Origin of the sequence: Pseudacidobacterium ailaaui (genome assembly GCF_000688455.1) — a bacterium.
Taxonomy (GTDB): domain Bacteria; phylum Acidobacteriota; class Terriglobia; order Terriglobales; family Acidobacteriaceae; genus Pseudacidobacterium; species Pseudacidobacterium ailaaui.
Window position 1 is genome coordinate 1,313,760 of sequence record NZ_JIAL01000001.1, and the last position, 23,563, is coordinate 1,337,322.

Annotated in this window: 15 protein-coding genes; 5 read left to right on the forward strand and 10 right to left on the reverse strand. The window is 57.6% G+C overall.

Annotated elements, in window-relative coordinates:
• Positions 1–48: 48 nt before the first annotated feature.
• Positions 49–1,641, forward strand: a complete 1,593-nt coding sequence (locus N655_RS17540) for an alpha-L-fucosidase (protein ID WP_044934062.1) — start codon at positions 49–51, stop codon at positions 1,639–1,641.
• 6 nt (positions 1,642–1,647) lie between these two features.
• Positions 1,648–3,462 carry a beta-L-arabinofuranosidase domain-containing protein gene (locus N655_RS0105775; protein ID WP_026442222.1) on the forward strand — a complete coding sequence of 605 codons (1,815 nt, stop codon included), beginning with the start codon at positions 1,648–1,650 and terminating at the stop codon, positions 3,460–3,462.
• A gap of 43 nt (positions 3,463–3,505) precedes the next feature.
• On the opposite strand, the gene N655_RS17545 is transcribed toward N655_RS0105775, so the two are convergent.
• The 4 genes from N655_RS17545 to N655_RS17550 form a co-directional block, all read right to left on the reverse strand.
• Entirely contained in the window at positions 3,506–4,540 is a 1,035-nt protein-coding gene (locus N655_RS17545; protein WP_238324525.1) for a VWA domain-containing protein, read from the reverse strand.
• A gap of 43 nt (positions 4,541–4,583) precedes the next feature.
• On the reverse strand, positions 4,584–5,663 hold the full coding sequence (locus tag N655_RS0105785) for a VWA domain-containing protein (RefSeq protein ID WP_081823597.1): 1,080 nt from the start codon (positions 5,661–5,663) through the stop codon (positions 4,584–4,586).
• Between the two features lie 117 nt (positions 5,664–5,780).
• Positions 5,781–6,689 (reverse strand): LysR substrate-binding domain-containing protein, encoded by a 909-nt coding sequence (locus tag N655_RS0105790; RefSeq protein ID WP_026442224.1) that lies wholly within the window; start codon positions 6,687–6,689, stop codon positions 5,781–5,783.
• A 61-nt stretch (positions 6,690–6,750) separates the two neighbouring features.
• Positions 6,751–7,272, reverse strand: a complete 522-nt coding sequence (locus tag N655_RS17550) for a bactofilin family protein (RefSeq protein WP_044934065.1) — start codon at positions 7,270–7,272, stop codon at positions 6,751–6,753.
• A 254-nt stretch (positions 7,273–7,526) separates the two neighbouring features.
• Between N655_RS17550 and N655_RS17555 the strand changes: the two genes are divergently transcribed.
• A complete protein-coding gene (locus N655_RS17555; RefSeq protein WP_044934067.1) occupies positions 7,527–10,016 on the forward strand; it encodes a VacB/RNase II family 3'-5' exoribonuclease in 2,490 nt (829 codons plus the stop codon).
• A 53-nt stretch (positions 10,017–10,069) separates the two neighbouring features.
• Here the strand turns inward: N655_RS17555 and N655_RS0105805 are convergent, their stop codons facing one another.
• Positions 10,070–13,402: a TonB-dependent receptor gene (locus tag N655_RS0105805; RefSeq protein WP_162173504.1), complete on the reverse strand. Its 3,333-nt coding sequence runs from the start codon at positions 13,400–13,402 to the stop codon at positions 10,070–10,072.
• A 296-nt stretch (positions 13,403–13,698) separates the two neighbouring features.
• Here N655_RS0105805 and N655_RS0105810 point away from each other — a divergent pair, with 296 nt between their 5' ends.
• Both N655_RS0105810 and N655_RS0105815 read left to right on the forward strand, forming a co-directional pair.
• Positions 13,699–13,971: an oxidative damage protection protein gene (locus N655_RS0105810; RefSeq protein ID WP_026442226.1), complete on the forward strand. Its 273-nt coding sequence runs from the start codon at positions 13,699–13,701 to the stop codon at positions 13,969–13,971.
• Between the two features lie 36 nt (positions 13,972–14,007).
• Entirely contained in the window at positions 14,008–14,571 is a 564-nt protein-coding gene (locus N655_RS0105815) for a carboxymuconolactone decarboxylase family protein (protein ID WP_026442227.1), read from the forward strand.
• Between the two features lie 28 nt (positions 14,572–14,599).
• On the opposite strand, the gene N655_RS17560 is transcribed toward N655_RS0105815, so the two are convergent.
• The 5 genes from N655_RS17560 to N655_RS0105840 all read right to left on the reverse strand — a co-directional run bounded on the left by N655_RS17560 (position 14,600) and on the right by N655_RS0105840 (position 23,520).
• Positions 14,600–15,043 (reverse strand): YraN family protein, encoded by a 444-nt coding sequence (locus N655_RS17560; protein WP_049961281.1) that lies wholly within the window; start codon positions 15,041–15,043, stop codon positions 14,600–14,602.
• Positions 15,044–15,088: 45 nt separating this feature from the next.
• Positions 15,089–16,126, reverse strand: coding sequence for a PI-PLC domain-containing protein (locus N655_RS17565; RefSeq protein ID WP_238324527.1), 1,038 nt, complete (start codon positions 16,124–16,126; stop codon positions 15,089–15,091).
• The gene (locus tag N655_RS0105830; protein ID WP_026442228.1) at positions 16,123–17,607 is read right to left on the reverse strand and encodes a CehA/McbA family metallohydrolase; all 1,485 of its coding nucleotides are present in this window, start codon (positions 17,605–17,607) and stop codon (positions 16,123–16,125) included. The genes N655_RS17565 and N655_RS0105830 overlap by 4 nt, the downstream gene beginning before the upstream one ends.
• Before the next feature lie 90 nt (positions 17,608–17,697).
• Positions 17,698–21,090, reverse strand: coding sequence for a TonB-dependent receptor (locus N655_RS0105835; RefSeq protein WP_081823599.1), 3,393 nt, complete (start codon positions 21,088–21,090; stop codon positions 17,698–17,700).
• A 180-nt stretch (positions 21,091–21,270) separates the two neighbouring features.
• Positions 21,271–23,520 (reverse strand): RelA/SpoT family protein, encoded by a 2,250-nt coding sequence (locus N655_RS0105840; RefSeq protein WP_026442230.1) that lies wholly within the window; start codon positions 23,518–23,520, stop codon positions 21,271–21,273.
• Positions 23,521–23,563 lie beyond the last annotated feature (43 nt).

Here is a 23,563-nt window from a genome sequence, read left to right on the forward strand (position 1 = left end):
ACTGTAGTACGTTGAAAATTGGGATGTCAATAGAAAATGTTTTTACTAATGAGAATTAGGATCCGACGAAGCCTTCCACTCCTCTGCCTGCCGCTATATGCGCTGCTTTATGTTTGCTCTGCGCCCCTCTTGCCGGCACAGGCCTCGCCGGGCGTCGCCTCCCGCATGGCACGGGTGGAGCGAGAGATCGAGCGAGGTCCTTTCCGTGCGGACTGGGCCTCGCTCGGGCGCTACACGGTCCCGGCCTGGTTTCAGGACGCCAAGTTCGGCATCTTCATCCACTGGGGCGTCTACTCCGTACCGGCCTTTGGCAATGAGTGGTATTCGCGCAATATGTACGTGCAGGGCTCTCCGGCCTACCTGCACCACATCGCAACCTATGGACCGCAGTCCCGTTTTGGCTATAAGGACTTTGTCCCCATGTTCAAGGCGGAAAAATTTGATGCGGACGCATGGGCCGCGCTCTTCCGCCGCGCCGGAGCAAAATATATCGTTCCTGTCGCCGAACACTGCGACGGCTTCCCCATGTATGCTTCTGACCTGACGCAATGGAACGCTCTGCGCATGGGGCCGAAGCGGGACATTCTGGGCGAGCTGGCCCGTGCGGCGCGAAAGGAAGGTCTGCACTTCGGTGCTTCCTCACACCGGGCCGAGCATTGGTGGTGGTATGACGGCGGAACTCAATTCGATTCCGATGTAAACAATCCCAGATTTGCCGGTCTGTACGGGCCCGCGCAGCCCATGAACCTGCCGGGAACGCCGAACAAGGGTGAACCCGACCCGGATCACCTGGAAAAATGGCTGCCGCCGGACCGGGCATTTCTGGAGGACTGGCTCGCCCGCACAACGGAGATCATTGATAAGTATCAGCCGGAGCTTCTCTATCTGGACTGGTGGGTCGGCCAGCCCGCCTTCCGGCCTTATCTTGAGAAGCTCGCAGCCTACTACTACAATCGCGCGGCCTCATCGAAGCAAGGGGTAGTACTGACTTACAAGCAGCATGATTTTCCGGAAAACGCGGCGGTGCTTGACATTGAACGGGGCAAACTGGACTCCCTGCGTCTGCTCCCCTGGCAGACAGACACCTCCCTCAGCATCCAGTCCTGGGGTTACGTCAAAGATGACCAATACAGAGACGCCCGGTCTTTGATCGACGAGCTGGTGGATGTCGTCAGCAAGAATGGCAACCTCCTTCTGAATGTCGGCCCGAAGGCCGATGGCACGATTCCCGAGCAGGCCCAGCATGTGCTTTTACAGATCGGTGACTGGCTCCGGCAGAACGGAGAGGCCATCTATGGCACACGTCCCTGGCTCGTTTTTGGTGAGGGACCGACCCAAGACGCAAACAGTACGGCCAAAGGCAAAGACATCAGGAATTACACCGCAGAAGACATTCGCTTCACCACAAAAGGCGGGACACTCTATGCCATTGCTCTGGGCTGGCCGCGCGGAGGAAAACTCATCATTCATACGCTTTGGAAGGGCACACCCTATTTGCGGCGTCCCATCTCACACGTCGATCTGCTGGGCTCTTCCAGCCCATTGCACTGGGAGCAGACTGCGACGGGCCTGGTGCTCGATCTGCCCGACCTGCCTCCCAACGATGCCGCCTATGTCTTCCGTATCCATATTCAAGGATGACTGCTGATGCACAGACTTTTTCTTACCCGGCGTAAGTTTCTCGCTCTTACGGCAGCCAGCGCCGTTGTGCCGCACCTGCGCGCCTTGACTCCCCAGGTCCACGTGCGTCTGCGAGAGTTCGGCTATGGCGACGTGCGCCTGACCGGAGGACCGCTCAAGGCGCAGTACGACCGCACCTTTGCCAGCTATCTTGCCCTTGAGAATGACCGTCTGCTCAAGGTCTACCGGCAGCGTGCAGGACTGCCGGCCCCTGGAGACGACATGGGCGGATGGTACGATGCCGACGGATTTGTTCCCGGGCACTCGCTGGGACAGTACATCTCAGGTATGTCGCGCTATGCCTGTACAACCGGAGAGCCGCTTGCTTACGCGAAAGTAAACCAGCTCGTTGCTGGCTTTGCCGCAACCCTGGGCAGCGACAATCATCCTTTTGCCAGCCCCGTGGCTTCCACCACTTGGCCCTGTTACATCCTCGACAAGCACGAAATTGGCCTGCTGGATGCCTTCCAGCTTGCGGGGGTCGAGCAGGCAAAGGAGCTTTTGCCGCGCGTGGTCCGGGGTGCGCTTCCGTATCTGCCAGACCACACCTATGACCGTGGTCCGCAAAGCCCGAAGAAGGCCCCCTACGATGAGACTTACATCCTCTCAGAAAATCTGTTCAACGTCTGGGAGGTGACCGGAGACCGTTTCTACTTTGACCTGGCCAAAAAATATCTTTTGAACACGGAATACTATCTTCCTCTGGCCCAGGGCAAAGACATTCTGCCCGGCAAACATGCTTACAGCCATGTCATCTCTCTGAGTTCGGCGGCCAAGGCGTATCTGGTGCTGGGCGATTCGGAGTATCTGGAAGCCATCCAAAATGCATGGCAGATGCTCGAAACCTCCCAGCGCTACGCCTCGGGTGGTTGGGGCCCCAACGAGACCTTCGTCAAGCCTCATGAAGGAAAGCTTTTTGAGAGCCTGACGACCACGCAGGACCACTTTGAGACTCCCTGCGGCTTCTATGCGCAGGCCAAACTGACACGTTACCTTCTGCGCTTTACCGCCGATGGCCGCTATGGCGACAGCCTGGAGCGCGCCCTCTACAATACCATTCTCGGCGCCCGAGACCCGGACGGCAGCGGAAACTACTTCTACTACTCCAGCTATCATCCCCTGGCACAGAAGGGCTATTACCAGAAGAAGTGGCCCTGCTGCTCCGGCACACTGGTCCAGGGCGTGGCCGACTATGTTCTGGATCTTTATTTCCACCACCCAGAAGGTGTTTTCGTAAACCTTTTTGCGCCCTCTCAGGTACGCTGGAGCTACGGCGGCATTCCTGTCAGGATCACGCAGAGCACTGCCTTTCCCTTTGGCGAAGAGGTCCGTCTCCATCTGGAAATGCCTGGCCAAGCTGAATTCTCCATTTCGCTTCGGGTCCCATTCTGGGCCAGAAGGCCGCCGGAGCTGCGCGTCAATGGAAAATCTGTGCAGGACGCTACGTTGCACAATGGGTTCCTTCACATCCGCCGCAAATGGAAGGACGGCGATACTCTGGACTACACACTTTCGCGCACGCTACGCGTGGAGGCCATTGACGATAAGCATCCGGAGACCGTCGCGCTTCTCTACGGTCCGCTCATGCTGGCGGCCGCAGCGCCACCAGCAGACCTGGCAGAAATCCCGCTGGACCTGCCCCGCAGCCTGAGGCCGCTCGCCGGCGCTGATTCGGTCTTTCTGTATGCTCTGCCGCAAACTGACGTTCAGCTCCGGCCCTGGTTCACACTGCAGGATGAGCGCTATACCACGTACTTCCGGTTACAAAAAGCACCCGCATGACCCCGTTTTGCTCGCGTGAAGGAGAAAATTTCTTCTGCGCTCTTCATGGATTGCCAGCGGTGGAAGAAGTGGTTTGGGCCGCGCTGGCTTTGTCTGATTTCGGATAGTAGCCGGTGCGTGTGCGTACGGTCAGCTTGCCGTGTTTCGGCGCACTGGCGACGACCTTGACCAGACGATATCCTCCCAGACTGGCGGGCTTGGTCGAGTGATACCCGATGGTGTATTGATTGCGGATGTCGCGCGCGACTTCAGCACAAATCTGGTCCACCTCAGAGAGGGAATGAGGAAAATAGGCCATTCCTCCGGTTTCTGTTGAGAGCAGTTGCAGGGCGCGTTTGGCCCGCCTCGCCTCGCGTCCTCCTCCGGAGTCACCAAAGAGCAGTCCAATGGAATAGACCACGGGGCCCTGCAGGTCCTGCACACGGCGGATGGTCTGCTCCAGGTTCAGACTGGAGGCGTTGTCCTCGCCATCGGTCACCACCAGAAGCACCTGTTTCGGACGCTTGGCTCCCTGGGCCAGATGGTCGGCCGAGGCCACAATGGCGTCGTATAAGGCCGTGCCTCCTTTGGAATCAATATGTGCAAGGCCGTCCTGGAGTTTATTGAGGGAGGAAGTGAAATCCTGGTCGATAAATGCCTCGTCAGAAAAATTGACGATGAAAGCTTCATCTTCCGGATTGGAAGCACGGACCAGGTCCAGGGCGGCAGAGTTCACGGCAGCGCGCTTGTCCCGCATGGAACCGGAATTATCAATGATGATGCCCATCGAAACAGGAATGTCCTGGTGCTGAAAAGAAGAGATGGTCTGGGGAACACCATCTTCAAAGACATGAAAATCGTCCTTGGTCAGATCATTCACCAGCCGCCCGTTGTCGTCGAGCACTGTGGCATTCAGGACCACTTCATCCACGTCGCGGCGGAAGGTGAAACCACCATGCTGTCCATGCTTCAGGTCCTCGGTGGAGGCGGCATTTCTTGCCGGATTGGCTGGATTGACCGGCTGGTTGTCTGCCGCATCGGGTGAAATGACGGGGTCGCGGTCCACATTCAGCGGAGGCTGCTGCTGTTGCGCAAACACGGGCAGCCACGCGACGAAGAAAAAAAAGAAGAAGAGGTTCCGCTTATTGCAAAGGCGCATAGTATCCGGTGCGAGCATGCACGGTCAGCTGGGGCAGTCCCGGAGGCGGCACCAGCTTTACTTTCAATTTACGCCACTTGCCATCTTTGCGGGGATCATCCGGTTTGTATCCGAGCACATATTCATTTCGCAACTCAGCACTGATTTTTTCTGCAATGTCTCCCATCTCGGACACATCGTCCACGCGAAAGAGACGGCCTCCTGTCTCGGAACAGATGTCATTCAGCAGGACCGGCCCCAACCGCTCCTCGGTGGTGGCTGCGTAAGGATCAAAGATGCCGATGGCGTAGATCTGCACGTTGGCCTCACGCACGGTGGCGCGTACCTCATTTTCGGTATAGCGGCTGCGGTTGTCTCCACCGTCGGAAACAATCAGCAAGGCCCTGCGTTCATATTTGGCCTGCTTCATCTTATTCAGACCGTAATAGATGGCATCCAGCAGGGCAGTTCGGTGCGCAGCGTGCACATTTGCCAGACGGGCCTCAATGTCCTGCGGGTTCGAGGTGAAGTCCTCAATCAGCTCCGGACGGTCATTGAATCCAATGACAAAAAATTCATCCTGAGGATTGGCCGTGTGCATGAACTGCAGGATAGAATCGCGTGCGCGGATGATCTTGTTGGCCATGCTGCCGCTCATATCAAAGATGATTCCGATGGAAACCGGCGCGTCTTCCTGCGAGAAAGTCTTGATGGTCTGGAGGCGGTTGTTTTCGTAAAGAAAGAAATTGCTCTTTTCCAGGCCCGTCACGAGGCGGTCCATTGGGTCGGTGACCGTTAAAGGGACCAGCACAAGATTCACATCCACGCGGATACGCTCTCCGCGCGAAGCGCTCATGGCGGCGTCACCCTCGACTGGCGGCGGCGGAGCATTGGCGTCTGGTTTGGGCGGAGGAGGCTGCACATGCACCGAATCTAATGAGTCTTCCTGAGCATGGGCCCGCGCCGGGAAAAATGCGGCAGGAAAAAGCGCGAAGAGCAGCAAAAATGCAGGGGCGGTCCGACAAACAATTCCTGCCCATCGAGCAGAAGTTTTTGCCGATTTGCGCCCTGGCACGAGCGCCATGACGTGCTTACCCCCGGGGTCTCTCTGTGCAAATGCTAGCACGCCCAGAAAAAGAGCGCTGCCAGACATTTCGATGACGCAGAAAGAAAAAGCGTTTGACCCGGAAAGACCAGAGCTTCACGCGCCCTTCTTGTCCACCCTCTGCGCCAGCGCAAATCGCCAGAAGGCAGCAGCCGGGCCCTCGGGAGCAGGCCCCAGCTTCCGCACCAGAGTGAGCTCACGCCATATCTCCAGGCCTTGCACTTCCACCCTGGCCACCGCGCCCAGACGCAGCGCCTTGGCCGCTGCCCATTCTGAGACAAATCCAAGCCCCAGTCCAGCCTCCACCCCGGAGAGAATGGCCTCACTGGAATCCAGTTCCATCGCAATCTGGAGCTGGCCCAGAGGCAAACCTGCCTTGCGGAAGGCCTGCTCGACCACCCGGCGCGAACCGGAACCCTGTTCCCGCAGCAGCAGCGGCACCTGGGCCAGAAAGGCCAGCGGAACGTTCCCCATCCCGCTCCACTCATGGCTGCGCGGCACAATCAGCACCATACGGTCATCCAGAAACTTTTCCGTATGGACCTCCTTTGACATGGGAGGCCCTTCAATCATACCCAGCGTAACGGACCCCTTCAGCAGCGAGGAGACAATCTGTTCCGTATTGCCGCTTACGACAGAAAGCGTGACCTTGGGATTGTCCCTGAGGAAAGCGCCCAGAATCCGGGGGAGGATGTACTGTGCGATGGTTGTCGACGCACCCAGGTGCAGCATACCGCTGACCTCACCCTCCAGCCGAAGCAGCGCCGTCTTTGCTTCCTCCAGCACACGGGCCGAGCGCTCAGCATATTTCAGGAGCAGCTTGCCGGCCGGTGTAAGCGCAATGCGCACTCCGCTGCGGTCAAACAGCCGTATCCCCAGCTCTTCTTCGAGCGCATGGATGTGCTGGCTCACCGCGGGCTGGCTCAGATGCAGCGCTTCGGAAGCCTTGCGGAAACTGGCCTGCGTGGCCACTGCGCGAAAGACCTTCAGACGAAAATTTTCCATGTTCTCCAGCACAAAGGCCCCGGATTGCCGGGGCCTCTGAGGTCATGACCGAAAAGCCGTTTTATACCGTAACTGCCTTGGCCGCTTCCGCCGGGGCTGCTGCGTTTGCCTTTACCTCGGTGGCCTTTTCATTTCCCGGCTTGCGGATGTCGATGCCGCCCTTGAAGAAGGCGCCGTCCTCAATCGAGATGCGCTGCGCAATCACATCGCCTGAAAGCGATCCTTCGCTGCGGATGTCCACACGGTCGCTGGCATTCACATTGCCGCGCACCTTGCCAAGCACCACGATTTCTCGCGCTGAGATGTTCGCCGTCACCTGTCCATTGCGGCCGACGGTCACCCGGTTTCCTGGCAGATTAATCGAGCCTTCCACCTTGCCGTCAATGTACAGCGATTCCGAGCCTGTGACTTCGCCTTTGATGATCAGGCTCTTGCCAATCGTCGCCTGGTCTGCGGAGGCCGATTGTGCCGCTGCGGGAGTGCTGCGTACGTTCTGTTCATAGCTGGGGGTTACGGGCGCGGCCGGACGAACTGGCTCACTGGGGGTTGATGAAGTATTTCCGCTCTGGTTTGGTTTCCACATCTGACTAAAGTTTCCTTTCTTCTCCTCTGAAGCTCACTCCGGGGTTCCCTCGCCCGGAATGTCGAACGTCGGACCTTGTTCCCATTCGAGAGATCTGCAAAAATCCCCCGAATCCGCGCAGTTGGCGCTGCCTGTCTGCATCTTAAACAGGGTTGCATGAAAAATGCACCCCATTGGCAATCTTTTTGTTGAAAGGGTGCTGAGATTGTCCTCCGTATCGAGCGCCTTTCCACCGGCTGGGCTACCCTCATTGTATGACTGACCGCGACCTCCTGCGCCAGATTGAGCGCGCCCCTGGCCAGAAAGCCGGATACAAGCAGCTTGTACGTGAGCTCGGTCTGGGGGGAGGCCGTGAACGCCGCCTGCTGCTCGAACAACTGGCCCGGTTGACTGCACGCGGCCAGCTTATCAAAATTGACCGGGAACAGTGGGCGGTCCCAAAACCCATGACACAGAAAGAGCACATGGTGGCCGGCCGCATGGACCTGCACCGTGATGGATATGGTTTTGTCCGCCCCAGCGGACGCAGCCGTACAGACGAAGAAGACATCTTCGTCCCCCCCAACGAACTGGGTGGGGCCATGCAGGGTGACCAGGTCCTGGTCGAACTCCTTCCCCCGCGGGCGGACGGACGCCGGCTGGGGCGTGTCCTGCGCGTGCTCACGCGGAACAATCCCACCGTTGTCGGGACCTTCCATTACGCACGCAGCGAGCGGGCGCAAGGACACTCCGTCGTCCCCCTGGATGGGCGCATGACCCAGCCCATTCTCATCCCCTTTGGAATGGAATTGCCTCCGGTGCTCCAGCCCACACCCCACCGCGTTTTAGGCAAAGAAGCGAAGCACCACCGCACCGGCGACGAGCTGGAAGGCATGGTCGTGGACGTGGAGGTCACCGAATGGCCCACAATGACCCGGCCGGCGCGCGGGCGCGTCATCGAGGTGCTGGGGGGCGAAGACGATTTCGGAGTGGATGTAGAGATTGTCATCCGCAAGCACCATCTGCCGCACGTCTTTCCCGAAAAGGTGCTCGAAGAGGCGCGGAGCGTTGCATTTCTGGAGCCTGAAACCATTCAGGCCCGACGCGATTTCCGTCACCTGCCCATCGTGACCATTGATGGCGAATCAGCCCGTGACTTTGATGATGCCGTTCTGGTGCGCGAACAAGACGATGGCAACTTCGAGTTGCAGGTGCACATTGCCGATGTTGCGCATTACGTGCGCCCAGGGACCGCATTGGACCTCGAAGCCCGTCTCCGCGGCAATTCCGTCTATTTCCCGGACCGTGCCATCCCCATGCTGCCGCAGGAGCTTTCCACAGACATTTGCAGCCTGCGCCCAAATGAGGACCGCCTGGTGCTTTCCTGCATCATGCAGATAGACAAACACGGCGAAATTCTGGGTTTTGAAATCGTCGAAGGCGTCATCCGTTCCGCTCGCCGCATGACCTATACCCAGGTCCATGCCATTCTCGAAAAAGACGAGGCCATGCGCGAACAGTTCCGCAATCTGGTCCCGGAATTTGAGCGTATGCAGCATCTGGCGCAGGTGCTGAACAAAAAACGCCAGCGGCGCGGCTCGATTGACTTTGACCTGCCCGAGCCCCTCATCGAGTTTGATGAATTTGGCGCGATGAAAAGCGTCACGCGCTCCGAGCGCAACTGGGCACACCGCCTGATTGAAGAATTCATGCTGGCCGCCAATGAATGCGTCGCCTCGTGGTTGCAACAGCAGGGTGTCGCCTCAATTTATCGCATCCACGAAAGACCAGAGCCCCGGCGCGTGGTGGAGTTTGAGGAGACGGCCGCCGCATTTGGCTACTCTCTCGGCATCGGAAACCTTCCGGTGCGCAAATTTCAGATCAAGTCGGAGCGCCGCGAACAGCGGGGACGCGGACGCAATCCCAGGCTGCACGAGGTCCCGGAGGAAATCAACGTGACGCCGCAGATGTATCAGCGCCTGACGGCAAAAATCGCCGGCAGGCCCGAGGAGCGCATTCTTTCCTACCTGATGCTGCGATCGTTGAAACAGGCCCGCTATAGTGAGAAAAATGAGGGCCACTTCGCGCTGGCTGCTTCATGCTACACGCATTTCACCTCACCCATCCGGCGCTACCCTGATCTGATCGTGCACCGCATTACCAAAGCGCTTCTGCATGAAAGAATCAGCGGCAAAGGTACGCTCCCTGCCAGTGGACCGCATGCGCCTCATGCCGTCGCAAGGTTTCCCCTGAGCGCCACGGACCGCGCCGCGGGCGAAGGCCTGGACAGCCACTCCCTGGCCAGCATTGCGCAGGAGAGCAGTGAAACAGAACGCCGCGCTGCCGATGCCGAACGCGAACTGGTTGAGTGGAAAAAGATCAAGTTTATGCAGGACCGCGTTGGTGAGGACTTCAACGCACTGGTCCTGACGCCAACCCGGTACGGCCTCTTCGTCGAGCTGGATGACCTTTTTATCGAGGGCCTGGTACCCATCCAGAGTCTCGGCCAGATGGACGGCGACTTCTACACGTATCGCGAAAACACACGGGAGATCATCGGCCAGCGCTGGGGACGCAAGTTCACCTTTGGCCAAAAGGTGCGCGTCATCCTCGACCGCGTGGATGCAAGGGAGCGAAGATTGCAGTTTTCCATTCTGGACGAAGGCCCCTCGCCCGGGGGGAAAGAACGCGCGCATTCGGCAGAAAAGAAGCCACGCAGACAGAAAAAAGCAAAACCCTTAGGACGAAAAAAACGACGCAAATAAGCAGAGGGCGGCATGTTCCCAGGCCGCCCTCGGTTTCCAGCTCCAGTCCTGATTTAGAACTGGAAGCTGGCTTTGAGTTGAATAATGCGCGGGGAAGCATCGCCGCCCAGACCATTGCCAAAGATGCTGGTTGGTGTGCTTACGACGCTGTTGATCTTTCCAAACAGCGGGCTGGAGATGTCACTCACCGGCTGCGCGAAGTTCGGATGGTTAAAGAGGTTGAAGAATTGCGCCCCCACATTCAGAGTGGCCCCTTCCCAGTGCGGGATGCCAAAACCCTTCTGCGCGGCAAAGTCCGTGTCCACATAATGCGGCCCAAAGAACTGGTTTCTCCTCTGGACATTGAACCCGGTGGGCGTGCTGAAGTCATTGACATCAAAGCAGGAAGTCCCTGCTCCGGTGGCCACATTGGCAACGGAGCTGGAGCTGCAGTGATGGTTCGGCGAGCCCGTCACAGCAGCGAACAGAGGACCATAGTAGTTCTGTCCCTCAAGCACCTGCCTGGTGGCCTGGTCGGTGATGGAAAATGGGAACCCCGTGTGATAGAAGACCGTTCCGCTAAATTGCCAGTGGTCGGTCAGCGCATGCGGCCCGCCCCAGTAGGGAAGCTGGACCACGTAGCTCCCGGTCAGATTATGGCGGACGTCATAGTCGGCGTTGCCATAGTTCTGGCTGAGGTCGTAGGGATTGTTCGGATTGCTGCTGTTGCCCGGATTAAAGGGCAGGAAACCGCCGTTGGAAATTTCGTCCAGGGCATGGCTGTAGGTGTAATTCAGCGTCACGGTCGCGTACTTTTCGCGATGGTTTGCCGTCACCACCAGTCCGTTGTAATTGGACGATGCTGCGCTCTGATAAAGCTGGACCTGGGCAAAGGACGGGGCCGGGGCCGACGCCGGCAGGCTGCCAAAACCATAGGCATTGGCGCTGTCATTGACAACAGGCTCATGATACCCGTGGTTCCCAACGTAGCCGATGGCCAGGGCCGTGTTATAAGGAAGCTGCCGTTCCAGCTGCACGCTCCACTCTTCATACTGCGGATACTGCATGTTCTGCATTCCGGAGACGAAGCTGGGGGCAGAGAACGTCGGGTTGGCTGCAGCAAGCGTATCGTAGCTGGCGCCCGTGGCAAAACCTGACCGGAAGGCGGCAGCATTGGCTGCGGCAATTTGCGATCCGCTGCCCGTAAGCGAGGGGTCCAGCAGCGCGCCAAAGATGGTGAAGTTCGGCTCCGTCGGCGGATTGGCAATCAGGCTGTCGGCCACGGTCCCCGGAAACACGTCGGCAAACATTCCGAAGCCTCCGCGCAGGACTGTGTTCTGCGAAAGAGACCAGTTGAACCCGATACGCGGCTCGACCATCACGTGCTGATAGCTATGGAAAACGCGGTGCTGGTTGGCAGAGATCAACTGGTTATACGGAGTACCGGTATCGGAGCTGAGTCCAAAAAAGTCCCCGTTGAAGCGCGCAAAAACATTCTTCAGGCTGATCGGGTTGGAGTTGTGCTCAATGCGGAGCCCCGCATTCAGCTTGAAGTTAGGACGGATGCTCCAGTCGTCCTGAATATATGCACCCAGTTGGTAGAAAGCCAGCGGCTGAGATTTGCTGAGCGGAAATGCCTGCTGCGTCAGATAAGCATATCCATTATCAAACGTATAGCCGGGGGCCGGACTTGCATTGGGTCCCAGGCCAATCAGCAGCGGCGCTGTGAACTCCATCGGGTCATAATCGCTGATATCATCGCGCCGGAAGGCAGCACCAAGCCGGATCGTGTGGCTTCCGCGGGTGATGTTCAGGTCGTCCAGAAAACCATATTGCGTGGCATTGCGCCCATTCGGAAAGAATCCGTACGGGTTGAGGGTCGTGAACTGGTCGGTATGGCCAGTGGTTTGATTCTGTGAATCCACGAACTCAAAGGTCCCCGGGAAGGCCGCCAGATTGGCTGCCGGGTCCGGCGCTTGGAAGATGGAGCGGTAATAGGACGCATTGAAGGTGAACTGGTTAATGATGTATGGCGAAAAGGTGTGCGTTTCTGCCAACTGGCCTTCATATTGTGGCTGATTGCTCACCAGGTTGAAGACCGGGTTGATGGGATCGGTAAAAGAAGGCTGGAAGCCTTTGTCCTGCTTATAGCGGACATACATTTTGTCGTTCGTGCCCAGGTTCCAGTCCACGCGCCCGGCCAGGATCCATTCATTCGCTCCGGAGGAAGCAGTCGAGCGGAAGGTGTTTACGTCCGGATTGACTCCGCCTGCATCGACAAAAGGCACTGCATTCACCGCTCCGGGAGCGTTGTTATACAGGGCAAACATCTTCTGATAGAAGGGAACCTCGCTCGGATTGTTTGCCGCAACCTGGCTCAGGATCCGGCTCTGATAAGAGGCGCTGGGAAGATAGACCGCCGTATTGGTGGGGAAGATCAGCCGGATGCCCTCGGTGTCCAGGAAGAAGAAGAGCTTGTCCTTCTTCACTGGGCCGCCAAGAGAAGCCGCCCACTGGTTTGCATTGTCAAAGGGCCGCTTGACTCCCTGCTGGTTATTGAAGTACTCATTGGCGTTCATGATGCGGCCATTCCACCAGTACACAAGGTTGCCGTGGAAGGCATTTGAACCTGAACGCGTAATTTCGTTCATCTTGGCTCCGCCCAGCCCTCCATATTGCGCAGCATAGGCATTGCTGATGACTGTGGCCTCGGCAATCTCATTGTTGCCCAGCAAAAGATTTGTGGCGCCGGAATTGTTGATGTTAAAGAAGGGATCGTTCTCGTCCGTGCCGTTGATCGTAAAGTTGTTGGATGTGGCCGGCAGACCAAAACTGGAGAAGTTGCCATAACCGAACAATCCATTGGTGGCCTGGGTAGTGGTGTTTATGATCGACCCGGGCGCCAGCTGCCCCATGAACGTCACATCATTGCCGGGGTTTGGCATGTTTTGGATCTGCTGCTGGTTAAAGCTGGTGGTAAGATTGGCGTCTTCAGTGTGGATCAAAGGCTCAGAGGTTGCGCTCACTTCCACGGTCTGCGCACTGGAGCCGACGCTCAGCTTCAGGTCTCCTGTCGTGATCGTGCCCGTATTCACGACTACCTGGACCGTCGTGTTCTGAAATCCTGCGGCCGAGGCCGTAATCTGGTAGCGTCCGGGTTTGAGCAGAGAGACACGATAAGAACCTGCGCTGTTGGTGCTTGCTTTCTGCACCGCGCCCGTATCCAGGCTCTTCACGGAAATCGTGGCGTTCGGCACAACTGCTCCGGTGGGGTCCGTAATCGTTCCCTGAATATCACCAGAGATGGACGTCTGGGCCACTGCCCGCTGCGTCCTGAAAGGAGTGACTATTCCGGAACCGAGCAGCAGGGCAAGTGTTGCCGCACAAGTGCTGAGACGGAATCTCAAGTTTACATTTCTCATAATACTGACTAAGGCAATATGATTGCCAAAAATAAAAGATTTAGCGTGGGATAGGCAAAAGTGATGTTAATTGCTTGATATTCGATAAATTAGTCATCACTTCCTCAGAGATATTTACTGGAAAGTTATCCTATGGACATCCTCATAATCCAGTTTTTTGTATATTTTCCTGCTTATGGGTTCCTGTTTCTATGAAATCTTATAGAATCCCATCCCCGGTGAGACGGGGGTTTCTTGCTCTGGAGCTTCCTTGCTTACAATGGGTCTAGAAGGACCTAACCATGGCACATACCGTTTTTTGCGCGCGCTACAAGCAGCAGATGGAAGGGCTGGAGGAACCGCCTTTCGACAGTGATTTCGGGAACAAGATCTACCATAACGTCTCAAAAAAGGCCTGGCAGGAGTGGCTGGAGCACCAAAAGATGCTGCTGAATGAATACCGTCTTCAGCCCTGGACGCCGCAGGCGCAGGAGTTTCTGGTGGAACAGATGGACCGCTATTTCTTTGGGGAAGGCTCGGAGCTGCCCAAAGAGTATGTGCCTCCCGCACGCTAGCGGCCTTCCGGACAAATCCCAGACGAAGGACTTCTTATGTTATCCACCGCACTTCAGGGCCGTGTTCGGATGCTCGAACGCGATGAGGTAGAAGGCGAAATTGCGGCCTTGTATGACAAGCTCTACGAGGAACGGGGCGTTGTTCCGAACATGTTCAAGACCGTGGCCCAGACGCCTGCTTTGGCGCTGGGATTTGCGGCCTTTCTCAAACCACTGATGTCGGACGGCGAACTTGCTGCCTGGTATAAGGAGCTGGTGGCGACCCGAGTGGCCTCCCTGAACCACTGCGAATACTGCATCTCGTCGCACCGTTTTCTGGCCCGGCTGCGCGGCGCTTCTGAGCAGCAGGTAGCAGCCGTGGACAGCTATGAAGACGGCCCCTTCACGGAAAAGGAAAAGGCAGGCCTTCGTTATGCAGACAAACTGCACCGCTCCGCTCACGCCATTGAGGACGTCGACTATGCCGAGGTCAAGAAGTATTTCTCTGACAAGGAACTGATTGAACTGACGGCCGTGGCAGCGGCCTTTGAATTTTTCCCCCGCTTTGTCTCAGCGCTCAAAGTCCCAGTGACGCCCCTTCCGCCGGAGACGGCCAGCTGATCATCCTTGAGCAAGGCCGACGGCCCGCTTAGTGCCAGCCAAAGGCACCCCGGAAGAGCTCAATTTCCGCAGTTTTGCCTCTTTCCAGATAGACAGAAAGAAGATCGAAGCGCACGGGCACGTCGTTCTGCGGAAGCTGCCGCAGGTAGTGCCGGGCCAGACGGCGCAGGGTGCGGCGCTTGTCCTCGTCTACTGCGGCCTCTGCCGTTGCGACGTCCCGCGTCGTGCGCGTCTTGACTTCGATGAAGCAGAGCGTGCCGCCCTCCCAGCCGATCAGGTCCAGGTCCCCCCGCAGCAGGCCAGCGCGCCATCCGCGCGCGGTGAGGACGTATCCCTGGCGGCGCAGATAGAAGTATGCGGCAAGTTCGCCATGCCGGCCGGTGGCCAGGTGCTCTGCTTCCCTGCGGCGGCGCGAAGCGGCAAAGACGAACTTCTCAAAAAGGCGGAGGCGGGTGCGTTCAAGCAAAGCCATCTGCCGCGATTATCTTGAAGGCAGAGGGCGCATGCCCAGAGCATTTCAAGGTGCTGCGCGACGCTTTCCTACACTTTGGTTTTCCCGGATGAAGTTTTTGAGGAGCTCGTACTGGTCGCTGGCGATATAGTCTACTCCGGCCTCAATCGCGGCCTTCCAGCGGACCTCGGCCGCATTCAATGAGCCGAAGTTGTACCCACTGAACCATCCATGGCAGCTTAGGTCCTGCTGATTGTCTACCCCGTCGAGGGTGTAGAAGCGGATCCACAGACCGTTCTGGTGTGCGTGTTCCACCAAGGCACGCAGGCGGAGGTCGTCGGCCCGGGTCCACTCCCCGGCCCTGGTTTGCCCACCCTGCTCGACGACACTCCACGGATTGTTCCACCACCGTCGATAGTTATTGGCCCGCTCTGGCTCCAGGGTTTCCGGCGGGGCCATGGGGTCCTCCTCATGGGTGTGCACCGCTCCAAAGACGAGGAGCTGGCCGCCCACGGGAATTTCGTGATAAAAGACCTTTTCCTGCGCGTCAGACTCGCCGGTAAGGACCAGAATGGGCCGCACGCTAAGCGGTTCTACTTTTGACTCTTCAGCCGTGCGCGGGGCCGTGGTGATCCAGTCCTGATATTCATGAAGCAAAGCCAGCACGGCACGGAGATGTTCCGGTTCCTCTGTCTTGAAGTCGAGATTGAGCGTAATCAGCGGCCAGTCGCCGTGATTGCCCTCCCGCAGTGCCTTCTCCACGATGGGCCGGACCCGCTCAAAAAAATATTGCTTCATCGTGGGTTCATGACCGCTCACGGGAATGCCATGCGTCACCACGGACCAGGATTTTCCTGTCTTTCTGTCGGTATACCAACCCAGGTCCTGTTCAATGGCCAGCGGAGTGCCTGCGGAAAGCGCCCTGTCGATGCGGTCCGCCCACCACTCATAATATGGGTAGCAATTGTGCGCATCCATGACCGAGCGGGCGCCGGGATGCGCCGCGTCCTGCGCGAAGAGTGAGGAGGCAAGAAGAACGGCAGCAGCAGTCATCGTGAACCTCTGCCGGCTTGCAGCAAACACATGGGCAACCTTCATCATCATTCTCTGCTTTCGGTGTAGTTCAGATAGATGGGATTTCCGAGAAGGACCAGCCTGCCTTCCGGGGTAACAACATCCGGACGCAGCCAGTGCTTCTTCCCATCTGCTTTCAAAGTCAATGCCAGCACTTGTTCCGTCTGCTGGATGTTTGTTTGCAGCGCATGGACCGGCTGGCCATCCAGCAGGAAGCGTAACAGGAGTCCCTGACACGCCACCAGATGCGCGGATATGGCAATTGTGGAATTTGCAGGCGCAGCCAGCGCGTCTCCCATCTTTGCCATCTGCTGATTGTCCGTGACCGAAACGTCGAGGATACGGTCGCGCGATGCGCTGAGGTCTACAAAAACATGGCCTTTGCGGATGGCGTCCAGCAGCGAAGGCACCGACAGATTGTCAGCATACACCACTGTTTCCGGACGGCCGATGGCATTGGTTTTTCCGGCCGGGATCTGTGCATTGTGATTATCGCTGCCTCCAATGGCAGTCACGCGCAGCCCCTGGTCCAGGTACTTCTCCCAGAAGCTGATACTTGCATGCGGACCATCTTCATCGCCGCCATTGACGGCCTCCATGACGTGGACCAGGCGCGGGTCAAACTGCTGCTGCGGGGTCCATCCGCAGCCCATGCATTCCTCTCCCGTGGGAGCATTCGGGTGGTTGATCGAAAGAATGGCGTGCAGTTTTTCCGCCCGCTCAAACAAGGTCCGCGTTGTGGTTGTATCTCCTACTCGGAAGTCGAAGAACTGGGTGGGTCCAAAAAGATTGGCGTGTCCCCAGAAGGTTGTAATCTCGCGTCCGGGAACAAAGAGCAGTTGGTCAAAGTAGGGCTGCAATTCGCGCAGAGCATCCTCGTGCGAATCCGTGTTATGGTCCGTGACTGCAATAAAGTCCAGTCCGCGCTCGCTGGCTGCTTGCGCGGTAAGAAACACGGGGCAGGGGACCTTGCGCCCGCTCTGGCTCAGGCAGCTTCCATCACTGTGCGCGGTGTGCATGTGCAGATCACCCCGATACCAGGCCGGCCCGTTGCGCAGGGGCTGGTCCGTAAACGACTCCTCCCCATCCTGACGGGCAAAATAGATGTCCGCTTCATACTGCGAAGTGGCGCCGGGGCGGATGTTGGGGACCCCGAGGATGAGCTTCCAGGTGCCGGGCAGAATGGGCCCCGGCAAATAAGACGGCGTGGCGTTGCTTTCGCTCACGGTGAAGGTGCTCTTGTTCCCGCCGCTCCATCCCCGGAAGCGCTGGGGGTCAAACAGACCCAGATCGATGGTCGTCCGCTGTTCATGCCCTGTGTAGTGAAATGTAACTGTAAGGGCTACAATTCCCGATGGAACGTCAAAGGGCACCATTTCATACGTATGGTTTTGTTTGCCTGTGATGGTCCCGCGCAGGACAATGTCTGGTCTCGGGGGAGACTGTGCGCAGGCAATGGAGGCAGCCAGCAAGCAAAAAAGTAGAGCAGAAACAGAGCGTATTTTCTTCATGATGAGAATCATGAAAATTCTAAGCCATGCTCAGGGAGCGTCCCTTCCTTACGCACAACAGATGCGGAAAGGACGGGACGCTCCGCTGCCTCAGAAAGAAAGCCGCAGCGCGAACTGCATGACGCGCGGATCTCCGGAGAGGGTAGTGATCTGACCAGCGGAACTACTGGTGATGTTCGTTCCGGGCTGTCCGAACTCCGGCGTGTTGGTTACGTTGAAGACCTCCCAGCGCGCCTCAAGATTGACGCGCTCGATCGGAATCTCACGCATCAGCGCCGCATCGAAGACGTTGATGTGCGGCCCGACCAGCGTATTGCGGCCGCTGTTGCCGAACTGGCCCGAAGGAGGTGCGGCATAAGCATCGGTGAGGCTGGAGGCGAGTTTGCCGCAGGCGCTGTTTTTCGAGATATAGAACCAACATGCCGGATCGCCCACAATATGCGGCTTGCCCACCAGGAAAGGTGTGGCCACTGCGTAGCCATAGGGATCAAGCGCATTGGCCAGCGTGCCCCCCGCGTTGACCGTGAAGGGATGCCCTGAATAAAAGGTGTAGACCCCAGAGGTATGAAAATCTCCGAAGATCCACGAGAGCGCGCCGTGGTTCAACATCGGCTTGCCATGTCCAAAAGGCAGCTCGTAAACATAGCTCACAGAGACACGGTTGCGGAAATCGAAGTCGCTGTTGCCATACCACATGGACGGGTTCCGCCCGTTTGGAGCGTCTCCGGAGTTGCTTTCCAGCTCCTCAGGGACGTCGTCCAGACTGTGCGAATAGGTGTAAGCGGCCTGGAAGCTCAATCCATTCTGGAAACGTCTTTTCAGGCTTGCCTGCAGGCCATTGTAATTGCCGTAACCAATCGCATCCGTATATTCAATCTGGCCAAAGTTGGCATAAGGAATGACCGGGACCGTCTGCCCAGAGCTGTTTTTGGTGGTCTGGACAGTATTGCCTTGAATGAACGGCTGGTTGTAGTCGCGGATAATGTCCAGATGCGTGGATTTGGTGCCGACATAGTCCACTTCCGCAGTCCAGGCATTGCCTACCGCGCGCTGGATGCCGAAGCTCCACTGCTGCACATACGGGGTTGGGTCATTGGAGTTCATGGCGCGGATATGAAATGCCGTGAGATTGTTCAGATTAATCGTTGAAGGGTCCAGATAATTCGAGGGGAAACCCTGCTGCGCAATCATCACCGGCGTCGTCGAAGTGGAGGCCGCCGACTGTGTTTTGTTAATCAGGTATGGAGGATTGAGCGAAAGCTGGTCTTCACTGCCATAGCGTTCAAAGACAGTGTAGTAGATGCCATAGCCACCGCGCAGGACCGTCTTCTGGTCAGGCGAATAGGCAAAACCAATCCGCGGACCAAAGTTCTTGTAATTTGGATTGACCAGAGAGCGCGACTTCAACCCTCCGGAACGGGCAAAGACCAGTGCTCCTGCCACGGGGTCGAAGTTCGCCATCTGTTCTTTTGCATTCAGCGCCGGCGTGGCGAACTCGTAGCGCAGGCCAAGGTTCAGCGTGAGTTGCGGCGTCACCTTCCAGTCATCCTCAAAGAAGCCCGAGAGCATCCACAGCCTCTGGTCCACAAAGTGGACATTTGTGAGCTGGTTGCTCTGCACCAGTCCGAGCAGACCATCTGCATACGGGAACCCTGTATTGGAAACGCACTGGCTGGACGCATTGCGCTGGCAAGTGAACTGTCCATTGAAGGTCAGATCGCCGCGCATTCCCGGCTCGTCCTGAAAAAGGTTCCGCATGGGCAGATAGAGCGAGGCCCCGACCTTGAAGGTGTGCGTACCGCGAGTGAGTGAAAGCGTGTCATTGTACTGGTACTGCTGCGGCACCTGCTGCTTGGGCAGAAAGTCGGGAGAACCAAGGAACGCCCCGATGGAGCCACTGAATGTGGTCAGCGGCACGCCACCGCCCACTGCTGGATTGATCGGAATACCGGGAACGTAGTCACCGGCATACTGCGTCAGCGCGAAGGGGTCCTGCTCGGCAAAGGCATAGTTGCGCACCCAGCCGAAGCGGAAGTCATTGACAAGATTCGGGCTGAAGATGTGCGTCCATCCCAGGACGAAACTATGGTTCTTCAGGTACTGCCTGCCCCAGGCTGAAGTGCTGCTGCCATCGGCCAGTCCGCCGAGATATCCGGGAATGAAGCGGAAGCGGTTGGAGTAGTTGTAGCGCGCAAAAACAGTGTCGTTGGACGAGGGCGTCCAGTCCACGCGGCCGTCATAGCTGTCCGTATTGTCCTGGGCCAGCGCATTGCGAAAGTAGTTGTTCGTTTCCGGGGTGAGGCCATTTACGGTGACATTGGGTTGCGGAAACAGTGCAATCAGTTTTGCGACGACTGGATCGATACGGGTCTGCGGGACCTGGTTATTGAGAAAAGGCTGTCCCGTCTGCGGATCATAAATGGTCGGATACTTGATGCCGATCTTTGCGCTGGTCGCCGGGCTGAAGTCGCCGATGCGTTCGTTGGGCAGCGGCACCGTGGAGGTACGCGTCACACCCTGTTTGATCCGTGTGCCTTCATAGTTAAAAAAGCCAAACAGCCGGTTTTTGATGAATGGACCACCGAGGCTGCCACCAAACTGGTTCTGATTGTTTTCCGGTTTACGCTGGCCATGCTGCTTGGTGAAGAAGTCCGTCGAGTCAAAATACTGGTTGCGCACATACTCGTAGGCCAGCCCGTGGATCTCATTCGTACCGCTTTTGGTATTTACCGAGACCACTGCCCCGGGAGCGCGTCCGTATTCAGCAGAGTAAGGGTTGGTGATGATGTTGAATTCTGCGATGACGTCCACCGAGGGATGGGCGGCCTCCGTGCTTAGCTCCTGCACGTTTTCTGAGAAGGTGTTGTTGTCAATGCCGTCCAGAATAAAGTTGTTCTGCAGCGAATGCACGCCGTTCACGTTGAAGTCGCCGGTGCGGCCCGCTGAAGTAGCGCCGCTCTGCTGGGTATAGCGAGAAATCTGCACGCCGGGCACGGTCCGCAGCAGGTCGTCCCAGTTGCGGAGATAAAGCGGAGTCTGCTCAATTGTATGCGCCCCAATCACGGTGCCGATCGAGGCATCATCCGGCGATAGCCCCTGGCCCTGAGCCTGCACCTCGACGGTCTGCTGTGCGGAGCCAACCTGAAGGGAAAAATCGCGGCGCCCCTTTTCTGCAACATTCAAAGTTACATTTTCTTCCACATTGCTGAAGCCGGCGGCCTCCACGCGCAGCGTGTACTGTCCAATCGGCAGGTTTTGGAAGGAATAGTATCCCGCATTGTCCGACTGGACTACGCGCTCGTATCCTGTAGCAGAATTTGTAGCTTTTATCGTTACATTTGGAATGGCTGCACCGCTCGGGTCCGTGACCAGTCCGGTCAGGCTGGCGGTATTCACCTGGGCGGGGAGAAACGCCGCGCCCAGCAGGGCCACAACGGCCAGAAAAACGTAACGATACCATGGCGGGGAACAGAACTTCTTCATGATGTGCCTCCTGAAGCAAAAACCACTGGATCCACGCACGCAGAGAAAGTGAGGACGTGCGCATAGAAACGCGTAAATTTACGCAGATATAGAAACGCTAAAGGTTAACTCTGAAAAAGTGGTGAAGGCAAGATGAATACGGAATGAATTTGTAAATAGACGGTGACAAAAAAGGGACCCTTACAATTTCTGCGAGCGCTGCACATCGCGCACACCGGCGACCCGCTTGAGCCCTTGCACCAGACGGTTCAGATGGCGTACATCCTCGGCCTCGACGACAAATTCCACGGTGGCATCATTGTTTGGGCCGGGCTTGGAGTCCACTGAGCGGATGTTCGTATTGTCGTCACTAATGACTGCCGTCATCTCCTTCAGCATTCCGGCACGGTCGTCACAGTAGACCGTCAGACGCACAGGATACGTTGTCTTTCGTCCCTGGGTCTCCTCTGCCGTGCGCGCCCACTCGACCGAGATCCGGCGGTCAGATTCATAGAGCAGGTTCTGCACATTCGGGCAGCTCCTGGCGTGGACTGCCACCCCCTTGCCACGAGTGACGTAGCCAATGATTTCCTCGCCGCGAATGGGGTTGCAACATCGCGCACGATAGACCAGAAGCTCATTCTGTCCTTCCACCTGGAGGGAATCTGTGCTGGTCCGCGATACGCGCCTGACCGTTTCTGAAGTCCCTGAGGCCGATACGGCGGTTTCCGTTTCCGGCGTCTGCTGCGAGGTAGACCCCGGCGACAGCCGGTTCAGCACCTGCCGCGCGGAGTATTTGCCAAAACCAATGGCGGCCAGCAGGTCACTCGGAGTGGCCATGCTGTAGTCTCGGGCCACCCGCTCATAGTCCGGCTCTTCAAATTTTGCCAGCGAGACTTTGTATTTGCGCGCTTCGCGCTCCAGCAGTTTTTTACCGATTTCAATCGCACGCTCGCGCTGGTGTTCATTCAGCCAGTGCTTGATCTTGTTGCGGGCGCGCGAACTTTTGACAAAAGTAAGCCAATCGCGGCTCGGTGTGTGTCCGTTCTGTGTGACAACTTCGACAATGTCTCCATTGCGCAGACGGGAGCGCAGCGGCACCATGCGACCATTCACCTTGGCCCCGACACAGGTATGGCCCACTTCCGTGTGGATGGCATAGGCAAAGTCCAGGGGCGTGGCGTCTTTGGGAAGCACCACAACCTTACCTTTGGGGGTAAAGGTGTAGACCTCTTCGGGATACAGGTCAATCTTGAGGGTCGAAAGAAACTCGTTCGGGTCGCTCATCTCGCGCTGCCACTCAACGAGCTGCCTTACCCAGGCCAGACGTTGCTCGTCCCGGGCGCTGATGGGCGAGCCGTCCTTATACTTCCAGTGCGCGGCAATCCCTTCTTCAGCGATGCGGTGCATCTCTTCGGTGCGGATCTGCACCTCGAACTGGTGCCCGCCTTCGCCCATCACCGTCGTATGCAGGGACTGGTACAGGTTCGGCCGCGGCATGGCGATAAAGTCCTTGATGCGCCCCGGCACAGGCCGCCAGATGCTGTGAATCAGGCCAAAGACGGCATAACAGTCCTGCACACTTTGCGTGATGACGCGCAGGGCCAGCAGATCATATACCTGGTCCACAGTAATGCGCTGCTTGACCAGCTTCTGATGAATGCTGTACAGGCGCTTGATGCGCCACTCCATGCGCGCCCGGATGTTGTGTTCCCGCAGCCTCTCCTGCAACAGCGCCTCCACGCCGGCAAGAAACTGCTCGCCTTCGCTGCGGCGCGCTTCCACTGCATCATGCACCTGCTGGTAGGCGTAGGGGTCCACGTATCGGAAAGCCAGATCTTCCAGCTCGCCGCGCACCTTGCCCATGCCCAGGCGGTGGGCCAGCGGCGCATAGATGTCCAGCGTCTCGCGCGCAATCACCTGTTGCTTTTCCGGGGGAAGGTGCTCCAGGGTACGCATGTTGTGCAGGCGGTCGGCAAGTTTAATCAGCACCACACGCACATCGCTGACCATGGCCAGCAGCATTTTGCGTACATTTTCGGCCTGACGGTCTTCCTTGTTGGCAAACTGGATCTTGTCAATTTTGGTGACGCCCTCGACGATATGTGCCACCTGCTCACCAAATTTGCTCGCAATCTCCGCCGTGGTGACGGGCGTGTCCTCTACGGCATCGTGCAGCAGTCCGGCGGCAATGGCGGTCGAATCCAGCTTCATCTCGGCCAGGACCACCGCAACCTCAAGTGGATGTAAAACAAAAGGCTCCCCGGAGGCCCGCCGCTGGCCTTTGTGGTGTTCCAGGCAGAACTCCCACGCTTTGCGGATGATCTCAGTATCGTCGTTGGGGCGATTGGCCCGGACCGTGGCAATCAGCTTCTGAAACTGGGGCGCAAAAGGATCGTGCGAAGCCGGGGCCGGAACGGGTTGGACCGACGCACTCTGCGCAGTTGCCATATCTGATTATATGCCGGGAAAATGGACCGCGTGGAAATGCCGC